At 56.3% G+C, this 19,583-nt stretch carries 21 protein-coding genes; 15 read left to right on the plus strand and 6 right to left on the minus strand.

The features are described 5' to 3' along the window. Positions 1 to 3 precede the first annotated feature (3 nt). Positions 4 to 702, plus strand: a complete 699-nt coding sequence (gene urtE / locus AB3N39_RS10310; RefSeq protein ID WP_111964612.1) for an urea ABC transporter ATP-binding subunit UrtE — start codon at positions 4 to 6, stop codon at positions 700 to 702. 52 nt (positions 703 to 754) lie between these two features. Next, on the plus strand, positions 755 to 1,396 hold the full coding sequence (zinT, locus tag AB3N39_RS10315) for a metal-binding protein ZinT (RefSeq protein WP_367897294.1): 642 nt from the start codon (positions 755 to 757) through the stop codon (positions 1,394 to 1,396). A 46-nt stretch (positions 1,397 to 1,442) separates the two neighbouring features. On the opposite strand, the gene ydeE is transcribed toward zinT, so the two are convergent. Beyond that, complete coding sequence (gene ydeE / locus AB3N39_RS10320; RefSeq protein WP_133294406.1) at positions 1,443 to 2,636, minus strand: efflux MFS transporter YdeE; 1,194 nt, start codon at positions 2,634 to 2,636, stop codon at positions 1,443 to 1,445. A gap of 194 nt (positions 2,637 to 2,830) precedes the next feature. Here ydeE and eamA point away from each other — a divergent pair, with 194 nt between their 5' ends. Continuing rightward, on the plus strand, positions 2,831 to 3,736 hold the full coding sequence (gene eamA, locus AB3N39_RS10325; RefSeq protein ID WP_133294407.1) for an O-acetylserine/cysteine exporter: 906 nt from the start codon (positions 2,831 to 2,833) through the stop codon (positions 3,734 to 3,736). Positions 3,737 to 3,768: 32 nt separating this feature from the next. Here eamA and marB read toward each other — a convergent pair whose 3' ends face one another. Genes marB through marR form a run of 3 tightly spaced genes read right to left on the minus strand, consistent with a single transcriptional unit; the run spans position 3,769 to position 4,857 of the window. Then, positions 3,769 to 3,987 carry a multiple antibiotic resistance protein MarB gene (marB, locus tag AB3N39_RS10330; RefSeq protein ID WP_115875048.1) on the minus strand — a complete coding sequence of 73 codons (219 nt, stop codon included), beginning with the start codon at positions 3,985 to 3,987 and terminating at the stop codon, positions 3,769 to 3,771. 33 nt (positions 3,988 to 4,020) lie between these two features. Further along, positions 4,021 to 4,401: an MDR efflux pump AcrAB transcriptional activator MarA gene (marA, locus tag AB3N39_RS10335; protein WP_008502237.1), complete on the minus strand. Its 381-nt coding sequence runs from the start codon at positions 4,399 to 4,401 to the stop codon at positions 4,021 to 4,023. A gap of 21 nt (positions 4,402 to 4,422) precedes the next feature. Then, a complete protein-coding gene (marR, locus tag AB3N39_RS10340) occupies positions 4,423 to 4,857 on the minus strand; it encodes a multiple antibiotic resistance transcriptional regulator MarR (protein WP_111964608.1) in 435 nt (144 codons plus the stop codon). A gap of 255 nt (positions 4,858 to 5,112) precedes the next feature. Between marR and AB3N39_RS10345 the strand changes: the two genes are divergently transcribed. Beyond that, a complete protein-coding gene (locus tag AB3N39_RS10345) occupies positions 5,113 to 5,778 on the plus strand; it encodes a MarC family NAAT transporter (protein ID WP_032651801.1) in 666 nt (221 codons plus the stop codon). Positions 5,779 to 5,822: 44 nt separating this feature from the next. Here the strand turns inward: AB3N39_RS10345 and AB3N39_RS10350 are convergent, their stop codons facing one another. After that, positions 5,823 to 7,019, minus strand: coding sequence for a sugar transporter (locus AB3N39_RS10350; RefSeq protein ID WP_133294408.1), 1,197 nt, complete (start codon positions 7,017 to 7,019; stop codon positions 5,823 to 5,825). A 177-nt stretch (positions 7,020 to 7,196) separates the two neighbouring features. Between AB3N39_RS10350 and AB3N39_RS10355 the strand changes: the two genes are divergently transcribed. From AB3N39_RS10355 to AB3N39_RS10365, 3 genes are all read left to right on the plus strand, one after another. After that, positions 7,197 to 7,985, plus strand: a complete 789-nt coding sequence (locus AB3N39_RS10355) for a PhzF family phenazine biosynthesis protein (protein ID WP_127730861.1) — start codon at positions 7,197 to 7,199, stop codon at positions 7,983 to 7,985. Between the two features lie 27 nt (positions 7,986 to 8,012). Then, positions 8,013 to 8,804, plus strand: coding sequence for a PhzF family phenazine biosynthesis protein (locus AB3N39_RS10360; RefSeq protein WP_111964605.1), 792 nt, complete (start codon positions 8,013 to 8,015; stop codon positions 8,802 to 8,804). A gap of 91 nt (positions 8,805 to 8,895) precedes the next feature. Next, positions 8,896 to 9,378: a GNAT family N-acetyltransferase gene (locus AB3N39_RS10365; RefSeq protein ID WP_111964604.1), complete on the plus strand. Its 483-nt coding sequence runs from the start codon at positions 8,896 to 8,898 to the stop codon at positions 9,376 to 9,378. On the opposite strand, the gene AB3N39_RS10370 is transcribed toward AB3N39_RS10365, so the two are convergent. Beyond that, a complete protein-coding gene (locus AB3N39_RS10370; protein WP_127730867.1) occupies positions 9,332 to 10,210 on the minus strand; it encodes a LysR family transcriptional regulator in 879 nt (292 codons plus the stop codon). The genes AB3N39_RS10365 and AB3N39_RS10370 overlap by 47 nt on opposite strands. A 98-nt stretch (positions 10,211 to 10,308) precedes the next feature. Here AB3N39_RS10370 and sad point away from each other — a divergent pair, with 98 nt between their 5' ends. From sad to AB3N39_RS10410, 8 genes are all read left to right on the plus strand, one after another. Then, complete coding sequence (gene sad, locus AB3N39_RS10375; protein WP_367897295.1) at positions 10,309 to 11,697, plus strand: succinate-semialdehyde dehydrogenase; 1,389 nt, start codon at positions 10,309 to 10,311, stop codon at positions 11,695 to 11,697. Between the two features lie 111 nt (positions 11,698 to 11,808). Then, entirely contained in the window at positions 11,809 to 13,398 is a 1,590-nt protein-coding gene (locus AB3N39_RS10380; protein ID WP_367897296.1) for a methyl-accepting chemotaxis protein, read from the plus strand. 61 nt (positions 13,399 to 13,459) lie between these two features. Beyond that, complete coding sequence (gene glsB, locus AB3N39_RS10385; protein WP_111964600.1) at positions 13,460 to 14,386, plus strand: glutaminase B; 927 nt, start codon at positions 13,460 to 13,462, stop codon at positions 14,384 to 14,386. After that, positions 14,386 to 14,742, plus strand: coding sequence for a DUF4186 domain-containing protein (locus tag AB3N39_RS10390; protein WP_133294412.1), 357 nt, complete (start codon positions 14,386 to 14,388; stop codon positions 14,740 to 14,742). The genes glsB and AB3N39_RS10390 overlap by 1 nt, the downstream gene beginning before the upstream one ends. A gap of 113 nt (positions 14,743 to 14,855) precedes the next feature. Then, positions 14,856 to 16,295, plus strand: a complete 1,440-nt coding sequence (locus tag AB3N39_RS10395; RefSeq protein ID WP_367897297.1) for a diguanylate cyclase — start codon at positions 14,856 to 14,858, stop codon at positions 16,293 to 16,295. A gap of 119 nt (positions 16,296 to 16,414) precedes the next feature. After that, entirely contained in the window at positions 16,415 to 17,380 is a 966-nt protein-coding gene (locus AB3N39_RS10400) for a sensor domain-containing diguanylate cyclase (protein ID WP_115875055.1), read from the plus strand. An 82-nt stretch (positions 17,381 to 17,462) separates the two neighbouring features. Then, on the plus strand, positions 17,463 to 17,990 hold the full coding sequence (locus tag AB3N39_RS10405) for a GNAT family N-acetyltransferase (protein WP_136194863.1): 528 nt from the start codon (positions 17,463 to 17,465) through the stop codon (positions 17,988 to 17,990). Positions 17,991 to 18,107: 117 nt separating this feature from the next. Then, entirely contained in the window at positions 18,108 to 19,559 is a 1,452-nt protein-coding gene (locus AB3N39_RS10410) for a tagaturonate reductase (RefSeq protein WP_367897298.1), read from the plus strand. The last annotated feature ends 24 nt before the right edge of the window (positions 19,560 to 19,583 follow it).

Here is a 19,583-nt window from a genome sequence, read left to right on the forward strand (position 1 = left end):
ATGATGTTACAGGTTAATGAACTGAATCAATATTACGGCGGCAGCCATATCCTGCGCGGCGTCAGCTTTGAGGCCGTTACCGGCGAAGTCACCTGCCTGCTGGGGCGCAACGGCGTAGGGAAAACCACGCTGCTGAAGTGTCTGATGGGGCTGATCCCGGCCAAAACCGGGGAGGTCATCTGGCAGGGAAAAACGATCACCCATAGCAAACCGCACCAGCGGGTGCAGTCTGGCGTGGCGTATGTCCCGCAGGGCCGCGAGATTTTCCCGCGCCTGAGCGTAGAGGAAAATCTCCTGATGGGGCTGTCGCGATTTTCCGCACGCGAGGCGAAGCAGGTGCCGGAGGAGATCTGGCAGCTGTTCCCGGTGCTCAAAGAGATGAAGCATCGTCGCGGGGGCGATCTCTCCGGCGGGCAACAGCAGCAGCTGGCGATTGGTCGCGCGCTGGCGAGCCGTCCGCAGCTGCTGATCCTGGATGAACCGACCGAAGGCATACAGCCTTCCGTTATTAAAGAGATCGGCCACGTGATCCGTACTCTGGCAAGCAGAGGCGACATGGCGATCCTGCTGGTGGAGCAGTTTTACGACTTTGCCGCCGAGCTGGCCGACAGCTATCTGCTGATGTCGCGCGGCACGATTATTCAGCGCGGGCGGGGTGAAAACATGGAGCAGGAGGGCGTTCGCGGCCTGGTTGCGATCTGAAATGTTATATTATAACATCCTCATTCTTATAAAATGGAATGAGGATGTTATCTTGGCTGAATATATTGGAAAATTTGCCATGACTCTGGGGGCGCTGCTGGTCAGCGGCCAGCTGTTTGCTCATTCGCACGGCCATCAGATGACCGAAGCGGAACAGAAGGCGGCGAACGGCGTGTTTGAGGATAAGGACGTGAAGGACAGAGCATTGTCTGACTGGGACGGGACCTGGCAGTCGGTCTATCCGTTCCTGCTCGATGGTTCGCTGGATCCGGTCTTTAAGCAGAAAGCGCAGAAAGACAAAAGCAAATCCTTTGACGAGGTGAAAGCCTACTACCGCACGGGTTATGCGACGGACGTGGATGCCATCGGCATCGAAAATAACGTGATGGAATTCCATCAGGGCAAAGCGGTCAGCCGCTGTCAGTATGATTACAGCGGCTACAAAATTCTGACCTACGCGTCAGGTAAGAAAGGCGTTCGCTATCTGTTTGAGTGTAAGGACGCCAGCAGCAAAGCGCCGAAATTTGTGCAGTTCAGCGACCACACCATCGGACCGAAGGCCTCTTCGCACTTCCACATTTTCATGGGCAATACCTCCCACGAGGCGCTGCTGAAAGAGATGGATAACTGGCCGACCTATTATCCGAATGAGATGTACAAAGAGCAGGTGGTGGAGGAGATGTTGCACCACTGATGCTTTATTGCCGGGTGGCGGCTTTGCCTTACCCGGCCTACATTTGCTACGCCGCTTTGGGTGACTCGCACCAGGCCTTCACGCTCATCCCGCGCAGAATCATCAGCCAGGCCATGACGATGGCGACCATCATGATCGCAAACAAGGACCAGTGCGGCAGATTGGTCAGGATAATACCGGTGATCATCGGGTTTGCCGCCGCGCCGAGCCAGCCCAGCGCCTGGGCGGAGAAATAGCTCGCCTTCATTCCCGGTGGGGCAATGTTGTCGATCAGCATGTATTCACCCGGCGCATAGATAATCTCCCCCAGCGTGAAAATGGCGGCAGCGATGCCCCAGTAAACCAGGTTTTCCCCGGAGAGCATAAAGCCGCCCAGCCCCAGGATAAAAAACAGGGTGGCGAGGGTCATCAGCGGGCGAATATTGCTGGCTGAGAGCTTGCGGCCCAGCGCATATTGCAGCGTCACCACCACGGCGGCGTTGACGGGCAACACCACGGCGACCACCTTTTCGGCGAAATCACTGTCCGCATGCGCGGCCAGAACGTATTGTGAAATACAGCTCGCGAAAGACCCGCCCACGTAAGACGCCAGCAGGCCAGAGAGCGTGTACCAGAACAGCGCGCGGTCTTTCAGCAATACCGACGGCTGCCACGGCGTCTTCTCCTCTGCGGTATCTAACGCCACGCTTTTCTGTACAAAGAAATGGATAAAGCCCAGCGGCAGGGCGGCGCAAAAGGCCGCCAGCCAGAACGGCAGCTGCAGGCTGTACATCACCAGCAGGGTGCCAATCGGCGGGCCGACCGTCCAGCCAATGTTCAGGAAGCTGTAGTTAAGCGAGAAGACCCGCGCCTTCTGGCTGGAGGTGAGCACGTCGGAGAACCAGGCTTTCAGCACCGTCGAAAAGACGGAGTAGGCGCAGTTGATCAGCGCAAAGAACAGCACCACCAGCGTGACGTTATTGACCAGCGGGATCGCCACAAAGCCGGCGATAAACGCCACGATCGCGATCAGCATGTAGCGTTTTTTATCAAACTTATCGGCCAGAATGCCAAATCCCAGGCTGAATACCACGCCAATGGTCAGCGCCACGGTCAGGGCATAACCAATATTCTCAACGCTCATGCTGTAGACGCGCGTGAGATAAATGGTCATGAACGGCAGCGTTGCCCCTCTACCGATGGTTAACAACAATGACGATGTCAGCAGCGCTGCGGTTGAGCGCCTGAGAGATGGTTTCATATTCCTGCCCGACAGTTGCTTATGCTTTTATTAGATGTGTGTTAACAGGATTACCATGACATAAGGGGCTTGTATAGCGCCTGATTTATTCCTAAGTGCTTCAGCTGCCTGCCAGAATTAATGATCTTCTCGCAGCGTGCTTTTTTCTGTTACCTTGAAGTGTTAACAAATTATTAATAATTCAGGGGCAGGGTATGACGCGTAAAGACGGGCTGCTGGCTTTGCTGGTGGTCGTAGTATGGGGGCTTAATTTTGTGGTCATTAAGCTGGGGCTGCACAACATGCCGCCGATGATGCTGGCCGGTTTACGCTTTATGCTGGTCGCTTTTCCGGCCATCTTCTTTGTGGCGCGTCCAAAGATCCCCTTTAAACTGCTGCTGGGCTACGGTCTGACCATTAGCTTTGGCCAGTTCGCGTTTCTCTTTTGCGCCATCAAGTTCGGTATGCCGGCGGGTCTTGCCTCGCTGGTGTTACAGGCGCAGGCGTTCTTTACCATTATTCTCGGGGCGTTTGTGTTTGGTGAGCGCCTGCAGGGCAAACAGCTGGCGGGGATCACCCTGGCGGTGTTCGGCGTGCTGGTGCTGATCGAGGCCAGCCTGAATGGTCAGCATGTGGCGCTGCTCGGGTTTATGTTGACGCTGGCGGCGGGGCTGAGCTGGGCCTGCGGGAATATCTTCAACAAGCTGATCATGCAGCACGAGGCGCGCCCGGCGGTGATGTCGCTGGTGGTCTGGAGTGCGCTGATCCCGGTTATCCCGTTTCTGCTGGCGTCGTGCATTCTGGACGGTCCGGCGGTGATGCTGAACAGCCTTGTCGACATTGATATGACCACGAGCCTTTCTCTTGTCTATCTGGCCTTTGTCGCCACCATTGTAGGCTACGGGATCTGGGGATCGCTGCTGGGGCGTTATGAAACCTGGCGCGTCGCGCCGTTATCCCTGCTGGTGCCGGTGGTAGGACTTGCCAGTGCGGCGATATTGCTGGATGAAACGCTGAGCGCGCTGCAGCTGTTGGGCGCCGTGCTGATCATGGCCGGGCTGTATATTAACGTCTTTGGTCTGCGGGTGCGTCGGGCGACGCGGGTAAGCGAAAAGGCATAAAAAAAGCCCCGCGTCTGCGGGGCAAAAACGAATCAGAAGCCGTGCTGATTATAATAAGGCACGCCTAATTCGTCGGATTTGTCGCTACCAGCACCCATGTGGTTGAAATCATAAGGCGACTGGTCATGTGCTGACGGCAAAATCATCGAATCAGGATTATTTTGCTGCGTTGCACGAGGGGTTTGCTCCGCGAAGGTCTGGCTGGAGAACAGCACCAGCAAGGCGAGGGCGGCGGAGGCGATAGCTTTCATGATTTCCTCGGTTACGTCTGTTACAGGCGATAATTAACTACAGTGTTTTAACGGATACAGGTATCGGGATTCGCCCGGCACGCTGGTGATTCGGTACTTATGAGGCGGCACGTCAAAATAGTTTTTGAAAGTACGCGTCAGGGTTTGCTGCGATTCAAAGCCGTAACGCTCCGCCAGATAAAGGATCGGCTCGTTGCTTTCTTTCAGTTTCTGGGCAATTTCCGTCAGCTTGCGGCTGCGAATATATTGACCTAATGAATGGCCGGTCTCTTTTTTGAACATCCGTTGCAGGTGCCATTTGGAGTAACCCGAACGCTCTGACACTTTTTCAAGGGAGAGCGGCGATTCCAGGTTATCCTCGATCCAGTCCAAAATGCTATGAATGGTGATAGCGTCAGTATTGCGTCTGGACATCGTCATACCTCTTTTTTCTGTTTACGGCAGGATTTTCTTCAGCAGAAGCTCAAGGGTTGCCACTTCATCTGCCGTTAAGTTTTTTGTTAGTTCCTGATGCAGTGTTTGTCCTACTAATTGATGACATTTCTCGCACATGGCCGCGCCATCGCTGGTTAGCTTCACCAGTACGCCGCGTTTGTCATTCGGGTTAGGGCTTCGTTCTATCCATCCTTTGCAGACGAGACGATCGAGCATGCGGGTTAACGCACCCAGATCGACAGAGAGCACCTTTTTGAGCTCAACCGGCGTGATACACACTTCGCAGCGAATGGAACACAGCACTTTGAACTGTGTTGCGGTGATATCCAGCGGTGACAGGTAGTCATTGAGCAGGCGATCTTTTTTCTGATTGACCATATGAATAAGACGACCCAGCGGAACAACGTCGTTAAAGATATCACTGGTGCTTTTCACAATGGTTGCCCTGGCAAGTAGTTAGTCACGGCAGATATTATTGCTCAGGCAAGTATAAGTCAACTGAATGAATCAGCCGATGCCACGAATTGCTAAAACGTTTCATGAACTTTTTTTAAGGTGTTTCAAATCATAGAGATAACTTCCTGTTATCTTTTCAGAAGGAAAATAATCGTTACGTTGCGCCCATGGCTGAATGTCACACTTTCCCCCTATAATTGCTGTGTTAAATATGGATAAGGACGACAACGCACTATGTTGGATTTAATAAAAGCAATCAGCCTTGGGCTGGTGGTCTTGCTGCCGTTGGCTAACCCGTTAACGACGGTAGCGCTGTTCCTCGGGCTGGCAGGGAACATGAACAGCGCCGAGCGCAACCATCAGTCGATGATGGCCTCGGTGTATGTGTTTGCCATCATGATGGTGGCTTATTACGCCGGACAGGTGGTGATGAATACCTTCGGGATTTCAATCCCTGGCCTGCGTATCGCCGGTGGGCTGATTGTGGCCTTCATTGGTTTCCGCATGTTGTTCCCGGCGCAAAAAGCGCATGAGTCGCCGGAAGCGACCAGCAAATCGGAAGAGCTGGAAACCGAACCGAGTGCGAATATCGCCTTTGTGCCGATTGCCATGCCGAGCACGGCGGGGCCGGGGACCATCGCGATGATCATCAGTTCCGCTTCGACGGTGCGCGACAGCGCAACGTTCCCGGACTGGGTGCTGACGGTGGCACCGCCGCTGATTTTTGCGATTATCGGTCTTATCGTGTGGGTGTCGCTGCGCAGCTCCGGCGCTATTATGCGCTGGGTAGGTAAGGGCGGTATCGAGGCGATTTCTCGTCTGATGGGCTTCTTACTGGTCTGTATGGGCGTGCAGTTTATTATTAACGGCGTGCTGGAGATTATTAAGACCTATCATTGATGTGATTGCCGGGTAAGCGCAGCGCTACCCGGCATAAATAAACCTTACCCGTGCTGCCCCTGTTCCTCCAGCGCCACCGGCCACTTACGGAAGATGAGCACTGACCAGATCAGCGCCACCAGTGCCGGAATGGCACCCAGATAGCCAATCGCCGACATCGACACGTGCAGTATGACCTGATTTCCCACCAGCGCACCCGCGCCAATGCCGAGATTGAAAATTCCCGAGAACAGCGACATGGCGACATCCGTTGCATCCGGTGCCAGGGCCAGGACTTTCACCTGCATGCCCAGGCCAATAATCATGATCGCCACGCCCCAAAACAGGCTGAGGATTGCCAGATGGCTTTCGCTGCCCGCGGCAGGCATCAGCAACAGCAGGCAGGCCAGCAGCAGACCAATAGCGCAGCTCACCAGCGTCGAGGCATGCCGGTTACCCAGCTTGCCGAACAGCACGCTGCCAATAATGCCCGCGCCGCCGAGGATCAGCAGTAATACGGTGGCAAAGTTGGCGCTAAAGCCCGCCACCACCTGCACAAACGGTTCAATGTAGCTGTACGCCGTGTAGTGTGCCGTCACGACGATGGCGGTCAGCAGGTAGATACTCAGCAGCGCAGGGCGACGCATCAGCAGCGGCAGGCTTTTCAGCGAGCCGGAATGTTCGCTCGGCAGCGCGGGCAGAAGTTTAATCAGACACACCAGCGTCACCAGCGCGCCCATGCCGATAGCGAAGAAGGTGGTACGCCAGCCGAAGTATTGCCCCACGATGCGGCCAATCGGGAGACCCAGCACCATCGCCAGTGCGGTACCGGTGGCTATCAGGCTCAGCGCCTGGGCGCGTTTACCCGCCGGTGCGAGTCGAATAGCCAGCGAGGCGGTGATCGACCAGAACACCGCATGGGCAAAGGCAATGCCGATGCGGCTAATGACCAGCACCGTAAAATTCCACGCCATAAACGACAGTACGTGGCTTGCAATAAACAAGACAAACAGGCCGATCAACAGCCTGCGTCGCTCCATCTGGCTGGTCAGCAGCATAAACGGCAAGGACATCAGCGCCACTACCCAGGCGTAGATGGTCAACATAATGCCCACCTGAGCCGTTTCCATCTGAAAACTTTCAGCGATGTCAGACAACAGCCCAACCGGCACAAATTCTGTGGTGTTAAAAATGAACGCGGCAATGGCCAGCGTGACCACGCGTAGCCACGCAACCCTGCGGGAAACTGTGTTCGTTGTCATAGGGATGTCGGAGATTCGTTGCTGAAAAGAAGAGGAGACGATCTTAAAACGTTGAACGGCGAAAACTCAACCATTATGTGATGCAGATCTCAAAATTTACCTTGTGAAAGCGGTAGCCGGGAACGCTGTTTTCATTGAATATAAAAGAACAACACAATAAAAACAGGCGGTAAGACAATGCAGGAGATTGATTTTTATCTGATCGATGCGTTCAGCGATATCACGTTCGGCGGCAACCCGGCTGCCGTTTGTCCGCTCAAGGAATGGTTGCCCGATGAGACCTTGCTGAAGATGGCGCAGCAGCATAATCAGTCGGAAACGGCTTTTTTCGTCTGCACTAAAGGGGGCATTGAGCTACGCTGGTTTACCACGCTTACAGAGGTCAATCTCTGCGGCCACGCCACCCTTGCCGCTGCGTACGTTCTGTTTAATGAACTGGATTACCCCGACTCGCGGATCCACTTTGACACCGCCTCTGGCCGCTTGACGGTAACCCGGGAGGGGGAATGGATGACGCTGGACTTCCCGGCATGTCCAACCCATCAAGAGACACCTCCGCCGGAGATGCTCTCGGCGCTGGGTATCAGCCGCTACGTTGAAGCCCGTAAGGGGCGCGCATGGCTGATCGTGCTGGAAAATCGTCAGCAGGTCGAGGCGCTTGCGCCACACTTTTCGGCGATGACGCCGGGCGAGCATAAGGTAAGCGTGACGGCGCGCGGCGAGGGGGAATACGATTTTGTCAGCCGCTTTTTCTCCCCCGGCGTTTCCGTTCCGGAAGACCCGGTCACCGGCTCCGCGCACACGATGCTGATCCCGTACTGGGGTGAACAGCTGGGGAAAACAGCCATGCTTGCCCGTCAGGTTTCCGCGCGCGGCGGCGACGTGCGCTGTGAGCTGAAAGGCTCGCGCGTGCTGATGAGCGGACAGGCTTCACTTTATCTGAAAGGCACAGTTTTTCTGCGCTAAATACCCATAACAAGAGAGGAAGAGACAATGCAGGAAATTGATTTTTATCTGGTGGATGCCTTCAGCGACAAAACCTTTGGCGGCAACGCGGCAGCGGTATGTCCTCTGGAAGAGTGGCTGCCGGACGAGACGCTGCTCAAAATGGCGCAGCAGCATAACCAGTCTGAAACCGCCTTTTTCGTGCGCACCGACGGCGGGTTTGAGCTGCGCTGGTTCACCACGCTGGATGAAATTAACCTCTGCGGCCATGCCACGCTTGCCGCATCGCACGTTATTTTCGAATACCTCGACTATCCGCATACTGAAATCACCTTCACCACCCGCTTCGTGGGCGAGCTGACGGTGAAACGCAGCGGCGACTGGCTGACGCTGAACTTCCCGGCGTGGTCAACGGAGGTTGTCGAGAACCCACCTGCGCTGCTGTTTAGCGCGCTGGGCATCACTGAGGCAAAAGAGGTGCGCGTCGGACGTGATTACCTGGTGGTGCTGGAGAGCCAGCAGCAGGTGGAAGCGTTAACGCCGGATATTGGGGCGCTGCTTCCGCTGGATAAAATGGTCTGCGTGACGGCGCCGGGAGAAGAATATGACTTCGTCAGCCGCTTCTTCTGCCCGGGCGAAGGGGTGCCGGAAGACCCGGTCACCGGATCTGCCCACAGCATGCTGATCCCTTACTGGAGCGAAAAGCTGGGCAAAACGTCGCTCAATGCCCGCCAGGTGTCACACCGTGGCGGAGATCTGCGCTGCGAGCTGAAGGGCGACCGCGTGCTGATAGGCGGTCAGGCCACCCTGTATCTGAAAGGGCGTGTATTTTTGCGTTAACAGGTCGCAGCGATAAGTTAATACTATGAAGCACCCTGGCAGGCCTGCGCTATGTTGAAATTTAGCCTCATAAAAAAGCAAGGAGCCTGCCATGTATTCCATTACCTCTGAATCTGCACGTCACCCGGACATTCTCAGCCTGATCGCGGCGCTTGACCGCTATCAGAGCGAACTCTATCCCGCTGAAAGTAATCATCTGCTCGATCTGGCTTCGCTGCCGGAAGCTTCGCTGATCCTGATGATCATTCGCGACCAGCAGCTTCAGGCCGTTGGCTGCGGCGCAATCGTGCTCAACGGCGACGGAACGGGCGAGATGAAGCGGGTTTATATCGATCCGGCCCATCGCGGGCAGCATCTCGGCGAGACGCTGCTGGCCGCCCTGGAAGATGAGGCCCTGAGCCGTCATTGCCACACGGTACGGCTGGAGACCGGTATTAAACAGCGCGCCGCGGTGCGTCTTTATGAACAGTGCGGATACGATTTACGCCCGGCGTTTGCCCCGTACGTTGACGACCCGCTCAGCCTGTTTATGGAGAAGGCGCTGGTTGAAGACGTTCGTTTAGCAGCGCTATAAAGGCCTCCAGCTGGCGGGTCATCGCCCCGCGTCGCCACACCAGCCAGGTGGTGAGCCAGCGCCAGTTTTCCGCCAGCGGCCAGGCTTCAATCTGATGATGCCCAGGCATACTCTCCAGCATTGAGCGCGGCATCAGCGCGATGCCCGCGCCCGCAATGACGCAGGCGAGCATGCCGTGATAGGACTCCATCTCATGAATGCGGCCGGGCGCGGCGCGGTCAGCATGAAACCAGCTCTCCAGGTGTCGACGGTACGAGCAGTTGGCGCGAAAAGCGTAAACGTCGCTGCCGCTAACCTGCGCGGCGCGTGCGACCTCCGCGTGCCCGGCAGGCGTGACCAGCATCATCTCCTCCCGATAGACCGGCATGCCTTCCAGCTCCGGGTGCGACAGCGGCCCGTCGACGAAGGCGGCGCTGAGGGTTCCCTCCAGTACGCCATCGATCATCGTCCCGGATGGCCCGGTAGAAAGGGCAAACTGGATGCGCGGATAGCGCTGGTTAAACTGCGCCAGCGTTTCAGGAATGCGCACGGCTGCGGTACTTTCCAGCGCGCCGAGGGCAAATAACCCCTGCGGCTCATCTCCCGCTACAACCATGCGCGCTTCATCCACCAGGGCGAGGATTTGCTTGCTGTAGCGCAGGAAGTTATGCCCGGCCGGGGATAAACGCAAACGCTGGTTCTCACGAATAAACAGCTCAACGCCAAGATCGGCTTCCAGCTGGCGAATGCGGGTCGTCAGGTTAGACGGCACGCGATGCACCTTCTGCGCCGCCTGGGTGATACTGCCCGTCAGTGCGACGGCGTTAAACATTTCAAGCTGGGTTAAATCCATAATGTTCTCGTTTCGTGAATAAGGTGGTTAGTATTATTCATTTTTAAGAAATAGCAGAGTGAGCCACAATTAATCAACCGAAACACGTGGAGAACAACATGACTTATTCATCTGCTACACATGCCTTCTCTGTCAGCCCGGCCACGGGTGAAACCCTCTCAACCTGGCCTTGGGCAACGCCGGAACAGATTGACCGCGCAATTTCTCAGTCCGACGCGGGCTATCGCCAGTGGCGTCGAGAAAGCGTTGCCCACCGGGCGCAAAAGCTGCGCGATCTCGGCGCAGCGCTGCGACACCGCGCGGAAGAGATGGCGCAGACGATCTCCCGTGAAATGGGCAAACCTATCCTGCAGGCGCGGGCGGAAGTGGCAAAATCCGCGGGTCTGTGCGACTGGTATGCCGAGCACGGCCCGGCGATGCTGCGTGCGGAGCCTACGCTGGTGGAAAACCAGAACGCGGTCATTGAATACCGTCCGCTGGGGCCGATCCTCGCGGTGATGCCGTGGAACTTCCCGCTCTGGCAGGTGCTGCGCGGCGCGGTGCCAATTCTGCTGGCCGGTAACAGCTATCTGCTCAAACACGCCCCCAACGTGCTCGGCTCTGCGGATCTCATCGCGCAGATCTTTGCGGATGCGGGTTTCCCAGAAGGCGTGTTCGGCTGGGTGAACGCCACCAATGACGGCGTCAGCCAGGCGATTAACGATCGTCGTATTGCGGCGGTGACCGTCACCGGCAGCGTGCGTGCCGGGGCTGCCATTGGTGCTCAGGCGGGGGCCGCGCTGAAAAAATGCGTGCTTGAGCTGGGTGGCTCAGACCCGTTTATCGTCCTCAACGATGCCGACCTGGATCTTGCCGTGAAGGCGGCGGTGGCGGGTCGCTATCAGAATACCGGGCAGGTGTGCGCGGCGTCCAAACGCTTCATTGTGGAAGAGGGTATTGCAAAGACCTTTACCCGGCGCTTTGTCGATGCAGTTGCTGCGTTAAAGATGGGCGCGCCGGAAGAAGAAGAGAACTACCTGGGCCCGATGGCGCGTTTTGACCTGCGCGATGAGCTGCATCAGCAGGTGCAGGCCACCCTGGCCGAAGGGGCAACGCTGCTGCTGGGCGGAGAGAAAATCAGCGGAGAGGGCAATTACTACGCGCCAACCGTGCTGGCGAACGTTACCCCGTCGATGACGGCGTTCCGCCAGGAGCTGTTTGGTCCGGTCGCGGCCATTACGGTCGCGAAAGACGCGGATCACGCCCTGACGCTTGCCAACGACAGCGACTTTGGCCTGTCTGCGACGGTCTTCACCGCTGACGCAGAGCTTGCGGATAAATTCTCACGCGAGCTGGAGTGCGGCGGCGTGTTTATCAACGGCTATAGCGCCAGCGATGCGCGCGTAGCCTTTGGCGGCGTGAAGAAAAGCGGCTTTGGACGCGAGCTTTCCCACTTTGGGTTGCACGAGTTCTGTAACGCGCAGACGGTATGGAAGGATCGCGTGTAATCCTAAATTTCGGCCCTCAGAGCGAGGGCCGTTGTCACTAATCTGCAATGGTTCTGTCATTTTCATTTCGTAGACTCGCTCGCGTCTAACGCCTTGTAAATGAAGCTAATTATGAACCTAACGCAAATTTTTCGCCGTATTGCGCAGCGTCTCACTCCCCGTCACTTTGGCCTGTTGACAGGGATCTTTTGTATTATTGGCCTTTTCTCCGCGCTGCAGCTCTCCTCGTCATTTCTGCTTAACGCCTCCCTGAACGACGCTCAGCGCAACGAGCAGCAAAACCTTCTGGCCTGGCAGCAGCAGAGCAAGCTGGATCAGGCCCGTGTTTCCCTGTTGGCGGCAAGCGATTTGCTTAACCGGTCCGGCGTCTGGTTTATGCAGGATAAAGAGACCGGATCCGACGGGAGCTGGCATAGCCTGATGGATGATGCGCAAAAGGCGCTGACGGTGTCTCAGCAGGCGTGGAAGGCCTGGCTGGCGCTGAATCCGCCGAAAGACGATGCCCTGGTGAATAGCTATAAGCTTTTCTACGGCGCGATCGAAGAGCAGGCTGAAGGTCTGGTCAAAACCAACACCATCGACGCTTTTTTTGCCGTCCCGGCGCAGGCGTTTCAGACGGATTTTAACGACAACTATGCGCGCTATCAGCAGGCAAGCGAGAAGCTGGCCATGCAGGGGCGCCAGAGCCTCATGGCGCAGCTATCCGGCCTGCAAACGTTGTTCCTGTTTGCGCCTGTGCTGTTGCTCGCCATCGCGGTTATCGTGTGGTTCGGCATGTCGAGATGGGTGATTACGCCGCTTCGTCGACTCATCGCGCATATCAACCGGCTGGCAGCAGGGGATCTCTCCGGCACGCCGCCCAACGTCATGCGCTTCAACCGGGAGATAGGGCAGCTCAGCGACAGTATTGCCACGATGCAGCACGGCCTGCAGCAGCTGGTGACGCAGGTCAGCCATGCCACCGCCACGATGGTGGAAAACATCGGCTCCCTCGCGGAGGGTAACCAGAAACTGTATCAGCAGTCAGCGCGTCAGGCGAAAGAGCTTGAGGATGTGACGGCGCATATCGCGGCGCTGGAAAGCCACGTTGAAGGCAATACCGGGTATGCCAGACTCGCCAGCTCGCGGGCCGATGAGGCGCGCCAGGCCGCCGTGGGTGGCGACCAGATGATGTTAACCGTAAACGCGTCCATGCAGGCGATCGTCGAGCGATCGTCAGAGATGCGCGGGATCGTGGCGATGATCGACAGCGTGGCGTTTCAGACCAACATCCTGGCGCTCAATGCCGCCATCGAAGCTGCCCATGCAGGAAACCAGGGGCGCGGGTTTGCCGTCGTCGCCCGGGAGGTCGGTCTTTTGGCCAGAAAGAGCAGCCACTCGACGCAGACCATACAGGAGCTGATCAACCGCTCGCTGCAGGGCATTGAAGACGGTTCCCGCGCCGTCACCCTGATGGAAGAGAATCTCCAGCAGGTCTCCGGGCTGGTGGGCAATCTAAGTAGTTTGCTTAATGAGATCTCCACCGCCACGCTCAGTCAGGGAGAGAGTATTCACCAGATGACGCGTCAGCTTCAGGCGCTGAATCAGGTCTCCCGTCAGACGGATTTGCTGGTCTCTGACGCCTCGGATGCCTCAGAGCGGCTGCAAAAGCAATCCGATCTTTTATTGCAGGCCGTTTCGCGTTTTCGTCTTAGCGCCTGACGTAATACATAAGCCTCTGTTATACTCGCAGCCGTTTTAGCCTGAGGGCAAGGAGCAAAGTGTGGCTGCGGTCATCCATAATGAGATGTTGGACGAGATTCTGGCGCAGGTTCGTCCTTTAATTGGAAAGGGGAAGGTTGCCGACTATATTCCGGCCCTTGCCTCGGTAAGCGGGAATAAGCTGGGCATCGCTATCTGTACTATCGACGGACAGCGATTCCAGGCAGGCGATGCCACTGAACGTTTTTCCATTCAGTCCATTTCGAAAGTGCTGAGTCTGGTTGCAGCGATGCGCCAGTACGAAGAAGAAGAGATTTGGCAGCGCGTGGGTAAAGATCCTTCCGGCCAGCCTTTTAACTCGCTGCTTCAGCTCGAAATTGAACAGGGGAAACCGCGAAACCCCTTCATCAATGCCGGGGCGCTGGTGGTCTGCGATATGCTGCAAAGCCGCCTCAGCGCTCCGCGCCAGCGAATGCTTGAGATTGTTCGTCAGCTCTCGGGCGTTGACGATATTGCCTATGATGCGCTGGTAGCGCGCTCGGAGTTTGAACACTCCGCCCGTAACGCGGCTATCGCGTGGCTGATGAAATCCTTCGGTAATTTCCACAACGACGTGGCGACCGTCCTGCAAAACTACTTCCATTACTGCGCCCTGAAAATGAGCTGCGTTGAGCTGGCTCAGACGTTCCTGTTCCTTGCGCATCAGGGTCATGCGCCGCATCTCGATCAGGAAGTGGTTTCACCTCTGCAGGCTCGTCAGGTTAACGCGCTGATGGCCACCAGCGGGATGTATCAAAACGCCGGTGAGTTTGCCTGGCGCGTTGGATTGCCAGCTAAATCGGGCGTTGGCGGCGGAGTCGTGGCGATTGTGCCGCACGAAATGGCGATTGCAGTCTGGAGCCCGGAACTGGATGAAACGGGAAATTCGCTTGCCGGTGTCGCGGTTCTGGAAAAACTGACCCAGCGTCTGGGACGTTCCGTATACTGATGTCCGATCTTGATCCTCTTTTTTCCCGCCTGGCGCGATCGACATTTCGCTCGCGCTTTCGCTTAGGCGTTAAGGAACGACAGTACTGCTGGGACAAAGGCCCCGAAACCATTGACCAGCATGCCGCGGATTTTGTCGAAAAGCGCCTTGCGCCTGCATACCCTGCAAACGACGGCAAGCAGACGCCCATGCGCGGACACCCGGTGTTTATCGCCCAGCATGCCACGGCCACCTGTTGTCGGGGCTGTCTGGCAAAATGGCATAACATTCCACAGGGTGTGACGCTCACTGCGCAGCAGCAAAATTATATTGTCGGCGTCATTCACCACTGGCTGGTGTTGCAAATGAACGCCTAAATTTGACGAGTTATGCTCCTGTGTTATTTGTGTTATAGATGCATCCTATGTTAGTCCCAATCGTGCTGACGACCGCAATAATTGCCGTAAGCTTTCATATGGAATGATATTTAATGCGTTCTGCTCTTACTGCCTTCAGGCCGTTCCAGGTTGACACGCCGCTGCGAAATGCATCGACGATCTTTATCCTCACCACCTTATTCTATTTTGTGGGCGCGGAGTTACGGCTCGTTGAGGCACTCTCTCTGTTCTGGCCGCTGAATGGCGTCATGGCAGGGATCTTCGCCCGCTATGTTTACCTGAATCGCGTGCACTACTATGCGGTATGTTATGTCGCGATGCTGTTGTACGACGCGGTGACGACCAACTGGGGTATCGCTTCAGCGGTGATCAACCTGTCTAACATGATCTTTATCGTTGCCGTCGCCGTGCTGATTCAGCGCGACAAGCGGCTAATGAAGAAAACCCCGGATCCGCTTAACGCATTACGCCTGTTTAACTACTGCCTGATTGCCGCGCTGCTTTGTGCCTTGCTCGGCGCGGTGGGGTCGGTTGGGATTGACAGTCACACCTTCTGGCCGCTGTTTGCCGACTGGTTTAGCGAGCAGTTCTCAACCGGCGTGCTTGTTGTGCCTTGTATGCTCACGTTACGCATGCCCGGGCGTGAGCTCAGGTTACGTCTGGAGCAGTTGCTGCCTGTGATTGCGCTGATCGTCTCGGTGGTCGCTTCGGTGGTGATTGGCGGAGCGGGGAGCCTCTCGTTTCCTCTGCCTGCACTTATCTGGTGTGCGGTTCGCTACTCGCTGCCTGCGACCTGCCTGCTGACGTTTATCACGGGCGCCACTGAAATCATTTTGGTCGCCAATTCGATTATTAATATTGCCGTGGCGACGCCGTTTACGACGCCAATGATGTTTTCAGCCCGGCTGGGGATCGCCACGATGGCGATCTGTCCGGTGATGGTCTCCGTCAGCATGGCGGCGATTAACTCCCTGATCCGTCAGGTTTCGCTCAGGGCGGATTATGACTTCTTAACGCACGTCTATTCGCGTTCCGGGCTTTATGAGGCGTTAAAGCAGGAAGAAACCTACCGGCATACACGTTTTCTGACCGTCATGCTGTTGGATATTGATTATTTCAAAAGCATTAATGATAACTACGGCCACGAGTGCGGAGACCGCGTGCTGGCGTCGTTTGCCCGACAGGTTCAGCAGGTTGTCGGTGAAGACGGCATGGTGGCGCGCATGGGCGGGGAAGAGTTCGCGGTGGTAGTTAATTCAGGCGACGCGCAGCACGGTTTTGAACTGGCTGAACGTATCCGGTCCACCGTGGCCAGCCATCCTTTTACATGGCGCAACCAGACCCTCTATCTGACGGTCAGTATTGGCCTCGGAAGTGGAAAGGCAGAGTCATGGCAGTTGACCGAGGTCTTCAACAAGCTCATGGCCGAGGCGGACGATCATCTCTATCGTTCAAAAAAAGCGGGTCGAAACCGTACCAGCGCCCGGGTGGCGGACGAGCAAATTGCTACGCCTTCCGGGAGTGAAACATAGCTGCGTTAATCGTCATAAGGCATTGACGTGAATAGTAAGCGGCTTAACAGGACGTCAGAACACTGACAATGTCTCTGTTTAAGCTACGCTTTTAGTAACGCCTTACGTCAGGAGACATTATGAAAGCACCTGCAACCCCTGAAAATGAAACGGAACGTCTCAACTCGCTGCGCGAGTCTGGTTTGCTTGAGATTGACAGTTCCCCGGCGTTTGACCGCTTAACGCGTCTGGCAAAACGCTTTTTCCAGGTGCCGCTGGCGATGGTCAATCTTATCGATGAGCATTCGCTGATCGTCAAGTCGGCTGATGGTCAGGCACCGAGCGCCGTTCCGCGTAACATCTCATTCTGTGGACATACGATCCTCACCGAAGCGCCGCTGGTGGTGGGGGACATGCTTCAGGACGATCGCTTTGCGGATAATCCGCTGGTGGCCGGTGAGCCGCGCGTGCGGTTTTACGCGGGCTTCCCGCTGCGCCTGCGTGACGGCGCGAGCGTGGGCTCGCTGTGCCTGATTGATTACGCTCCCCGTGAGTTTTCAGCGTCCGACCTCGCCGTGCTGGGGGACCTGGGCGCGCTGGCGGAAGATGAATTTGCTGCCATCAGTGCGGCGACCACGGATGAATTAACCGGGTTATTCAACCGTCGGGGCTTTAATCAGCTTGTACGTTTCACGCTTTCCGTTGCCCGGCGCCGGGCTGAGCCGCTGACGCTTGGCTGGTTGGATTTGGATCGTTTCAAGGAAATTAACGATCGCTACGGCCATGAAGAGGGAGATAAGGCGCTGAAAGCCATGGCGCAACTGATGCGCAGCTCTTTCCGTGAAGCAGATCTACTGGTGCGTTTTGGCGGGGACGAATTCGCCGTGCTGTTTGCGGATACGGATGAGCAGGGGGCCTGGATTGCCATGCAGTATCTCGCTGAGCAGGTGGAACACTATAACGCCCGCAAGCTGCATCCCTGGTCGCTTCATTTCTCATGGGGGCTTAGCGAATTCGATCATAACGGCAACGACCTGCAGCAGTGGTTAAAAGATGCCGATGAAAAGATGTATGCCATGAAACAGCAGCGCCAGCGCGCCCGGTGACATAACAAAAGCCTATGTTCGATCCGTTTGCGTTAAGAAGATGTTAAATGCACAGTGATGGTATTCAACGTAAGGAAAAACAATGAATACCTCACTGCAAATCAAAAACCTCACCCGAGACGAAATTCTTACCCATATTGATGTGCTGGCCGGGATCCTCGAAAACTGTGTGAACGGCGGGGCATCCGTCAGCTTTATGCTCCCTTATAGCCTGGATAAGGCCCGTATTTTCTGGCGCGGTATTGCCGAAAGCGTAGCGCGAGGCGAGCGGCTGGTGCTTGTCTGCGTCGATGCGCAGGACGGCATCATCGGAACGGTGCAGCTGATCACAGACCAGCCGGAAAACCAGCCGCATCGGGCCGATGTGGCAAAGCTGCTGGTTCATGAGAAAGCGCGCCGGAAAGGGGCCGCGATGGCATTGATGGAAGCGCTGGAAGCTGAGGCCCGGGCCAAAGATATTTCGGTTCTGGTGCTTGATACCTCCACCGGCAGCGGGGCCGAAACCTTCTACCAGCGTGCCGGCTGGCAAAAGGTTGGTGAGATCCCGCGCTACGCGCTGATGCCGGACGGTGCCATGACGGCCACGTCCGTGTTTTATAAGTTCCTGTAAATATTCTGCACAACTACGCGACGTATTGATCAAAACAGGGTTTCTGGTCGTTAAGTTTTGATAAGTTATCGTACCAATCCTATCAGGCTGTATGACTAATCATAAAAGGAACCCCTTGTGAACACGCTCAACCGTCGTGATTTTCCCGGTGCTCAATACCCAGAACGCATCATTCAGTTTGGTGAAGGCAACTTCCTGCGTGCGTTTGTCGACTGGCAAATCGACCTGCTAAATGAACATACCGATCTTAATGCCGGCGTGGTTATCGTCCGTCCTATTCAGAGCGATTTTCCACCGTCGCTGAGCACTCAGGATGGTCTCTATACCACTATCGTTCGTGGCCTGAACGGGCAGGGGGAAGCGGTGAGCGAGAGCCGTCTTATCCGCTCCGTTAACCGTGAAATCAGCGTCTACGAAGACTATGACGCGTTTCTGAAACTGGCTCGCAATCCGGATATGCGGTTTGTTTTCTCGAATACCACCGAAGCGGGTATTAGCTACCACGCAGGTGACAAATTCGACGATGCCCCTGCAGTGAGCTATCCGGCGAAGCTGACGCGACTACTGTTTGAGCGCTTCAGCCACTTTAACGGCGCGCCGGCTAAAGGCTGGATCATCATCCCGTGCGAACTGATTGACTACAACGGAGATGCCTTACGTGAACTCGTTCTGCGCTATGCGCAGGAATGGGCGCTGCCTGCGGCCTTTATCCGGTGGCTAAACGATGCCAACTGCTTCTGCTCGACGCTGGTAGACCGTATCGTGACCGGTTACCCGCGCGATGAAGCGGCTGCGCTTGAAGCTGAGCTGGGTTATCACGATCGGTTCCTGGACACGGCTGAACATTTCTATCTGTTCGTTATCCAGGGGCCAGCATCCCTTGCGCACGAGCTTCGTCTGGATAAGTACCCGTTAAACGTGCTGATTGTCGATGACATCAGGCCTTACAAAGAGCGCAAAGTCGCCATCCTGAACGGCGCGCACACGGCGCTGGTACCGGTCGCGTTCCTGGCCGGGCTGGATACGGTAGGCGAGGCGATGAATGATGCCGAGGTCTGCGCGTTCGTCGAAAAAGCGATTTATCAGGAGATTATTCCGGTCCTCGATCTGCCGCGTGACGAGCTGGAAACTTTCGCCAGTGCGGTAACTGGGCGTTTTCGCAACCCCTACATCCGACACCAGCTGCTCTCCATCGCGCTTAACGGCATGACCAAATACCGCACCCGCATCCTGCCGCAGCTGCTGGCAGGGCAGAAGGCGACAGGGCAATTACCAGCACGCCTGACGTATGCTCTGGCCGCACTGATCGCTTTTTATCGCGCGGAGCGTAACGGGGAGAACTATCCGGTGCAGGATGATGCATGCTGGCTGGAACGTTATCAGCAGCTGTGGGCGCAGCACCGCGATCGGCAGCTGAGCACCCGTGAACTGGTGCAGTCGGTGCTCAGCGTGAGTGAGCACGGGGAACAGGATCTGACGCAGGTGAACGGTCTTGTCGACCAGGTGACGCTGGATCTGGATGCCATTCTGCTTAAGGGCATGCGCGCCGCGGCTAAACCGCTTTGTTAATAGATTCACCCGGCTTCGGCCGGG

Origin of the sequence: Enterobacter vonholyi (assembly GCF_040834095.1) — a bacterium.
Lineage (GTDB): Bacteria > Pseudomonadota > Gammaproteobacteria > Enterobacterales > Enterobacteriaceae > Enterobacter > Enterobacter vonholyi.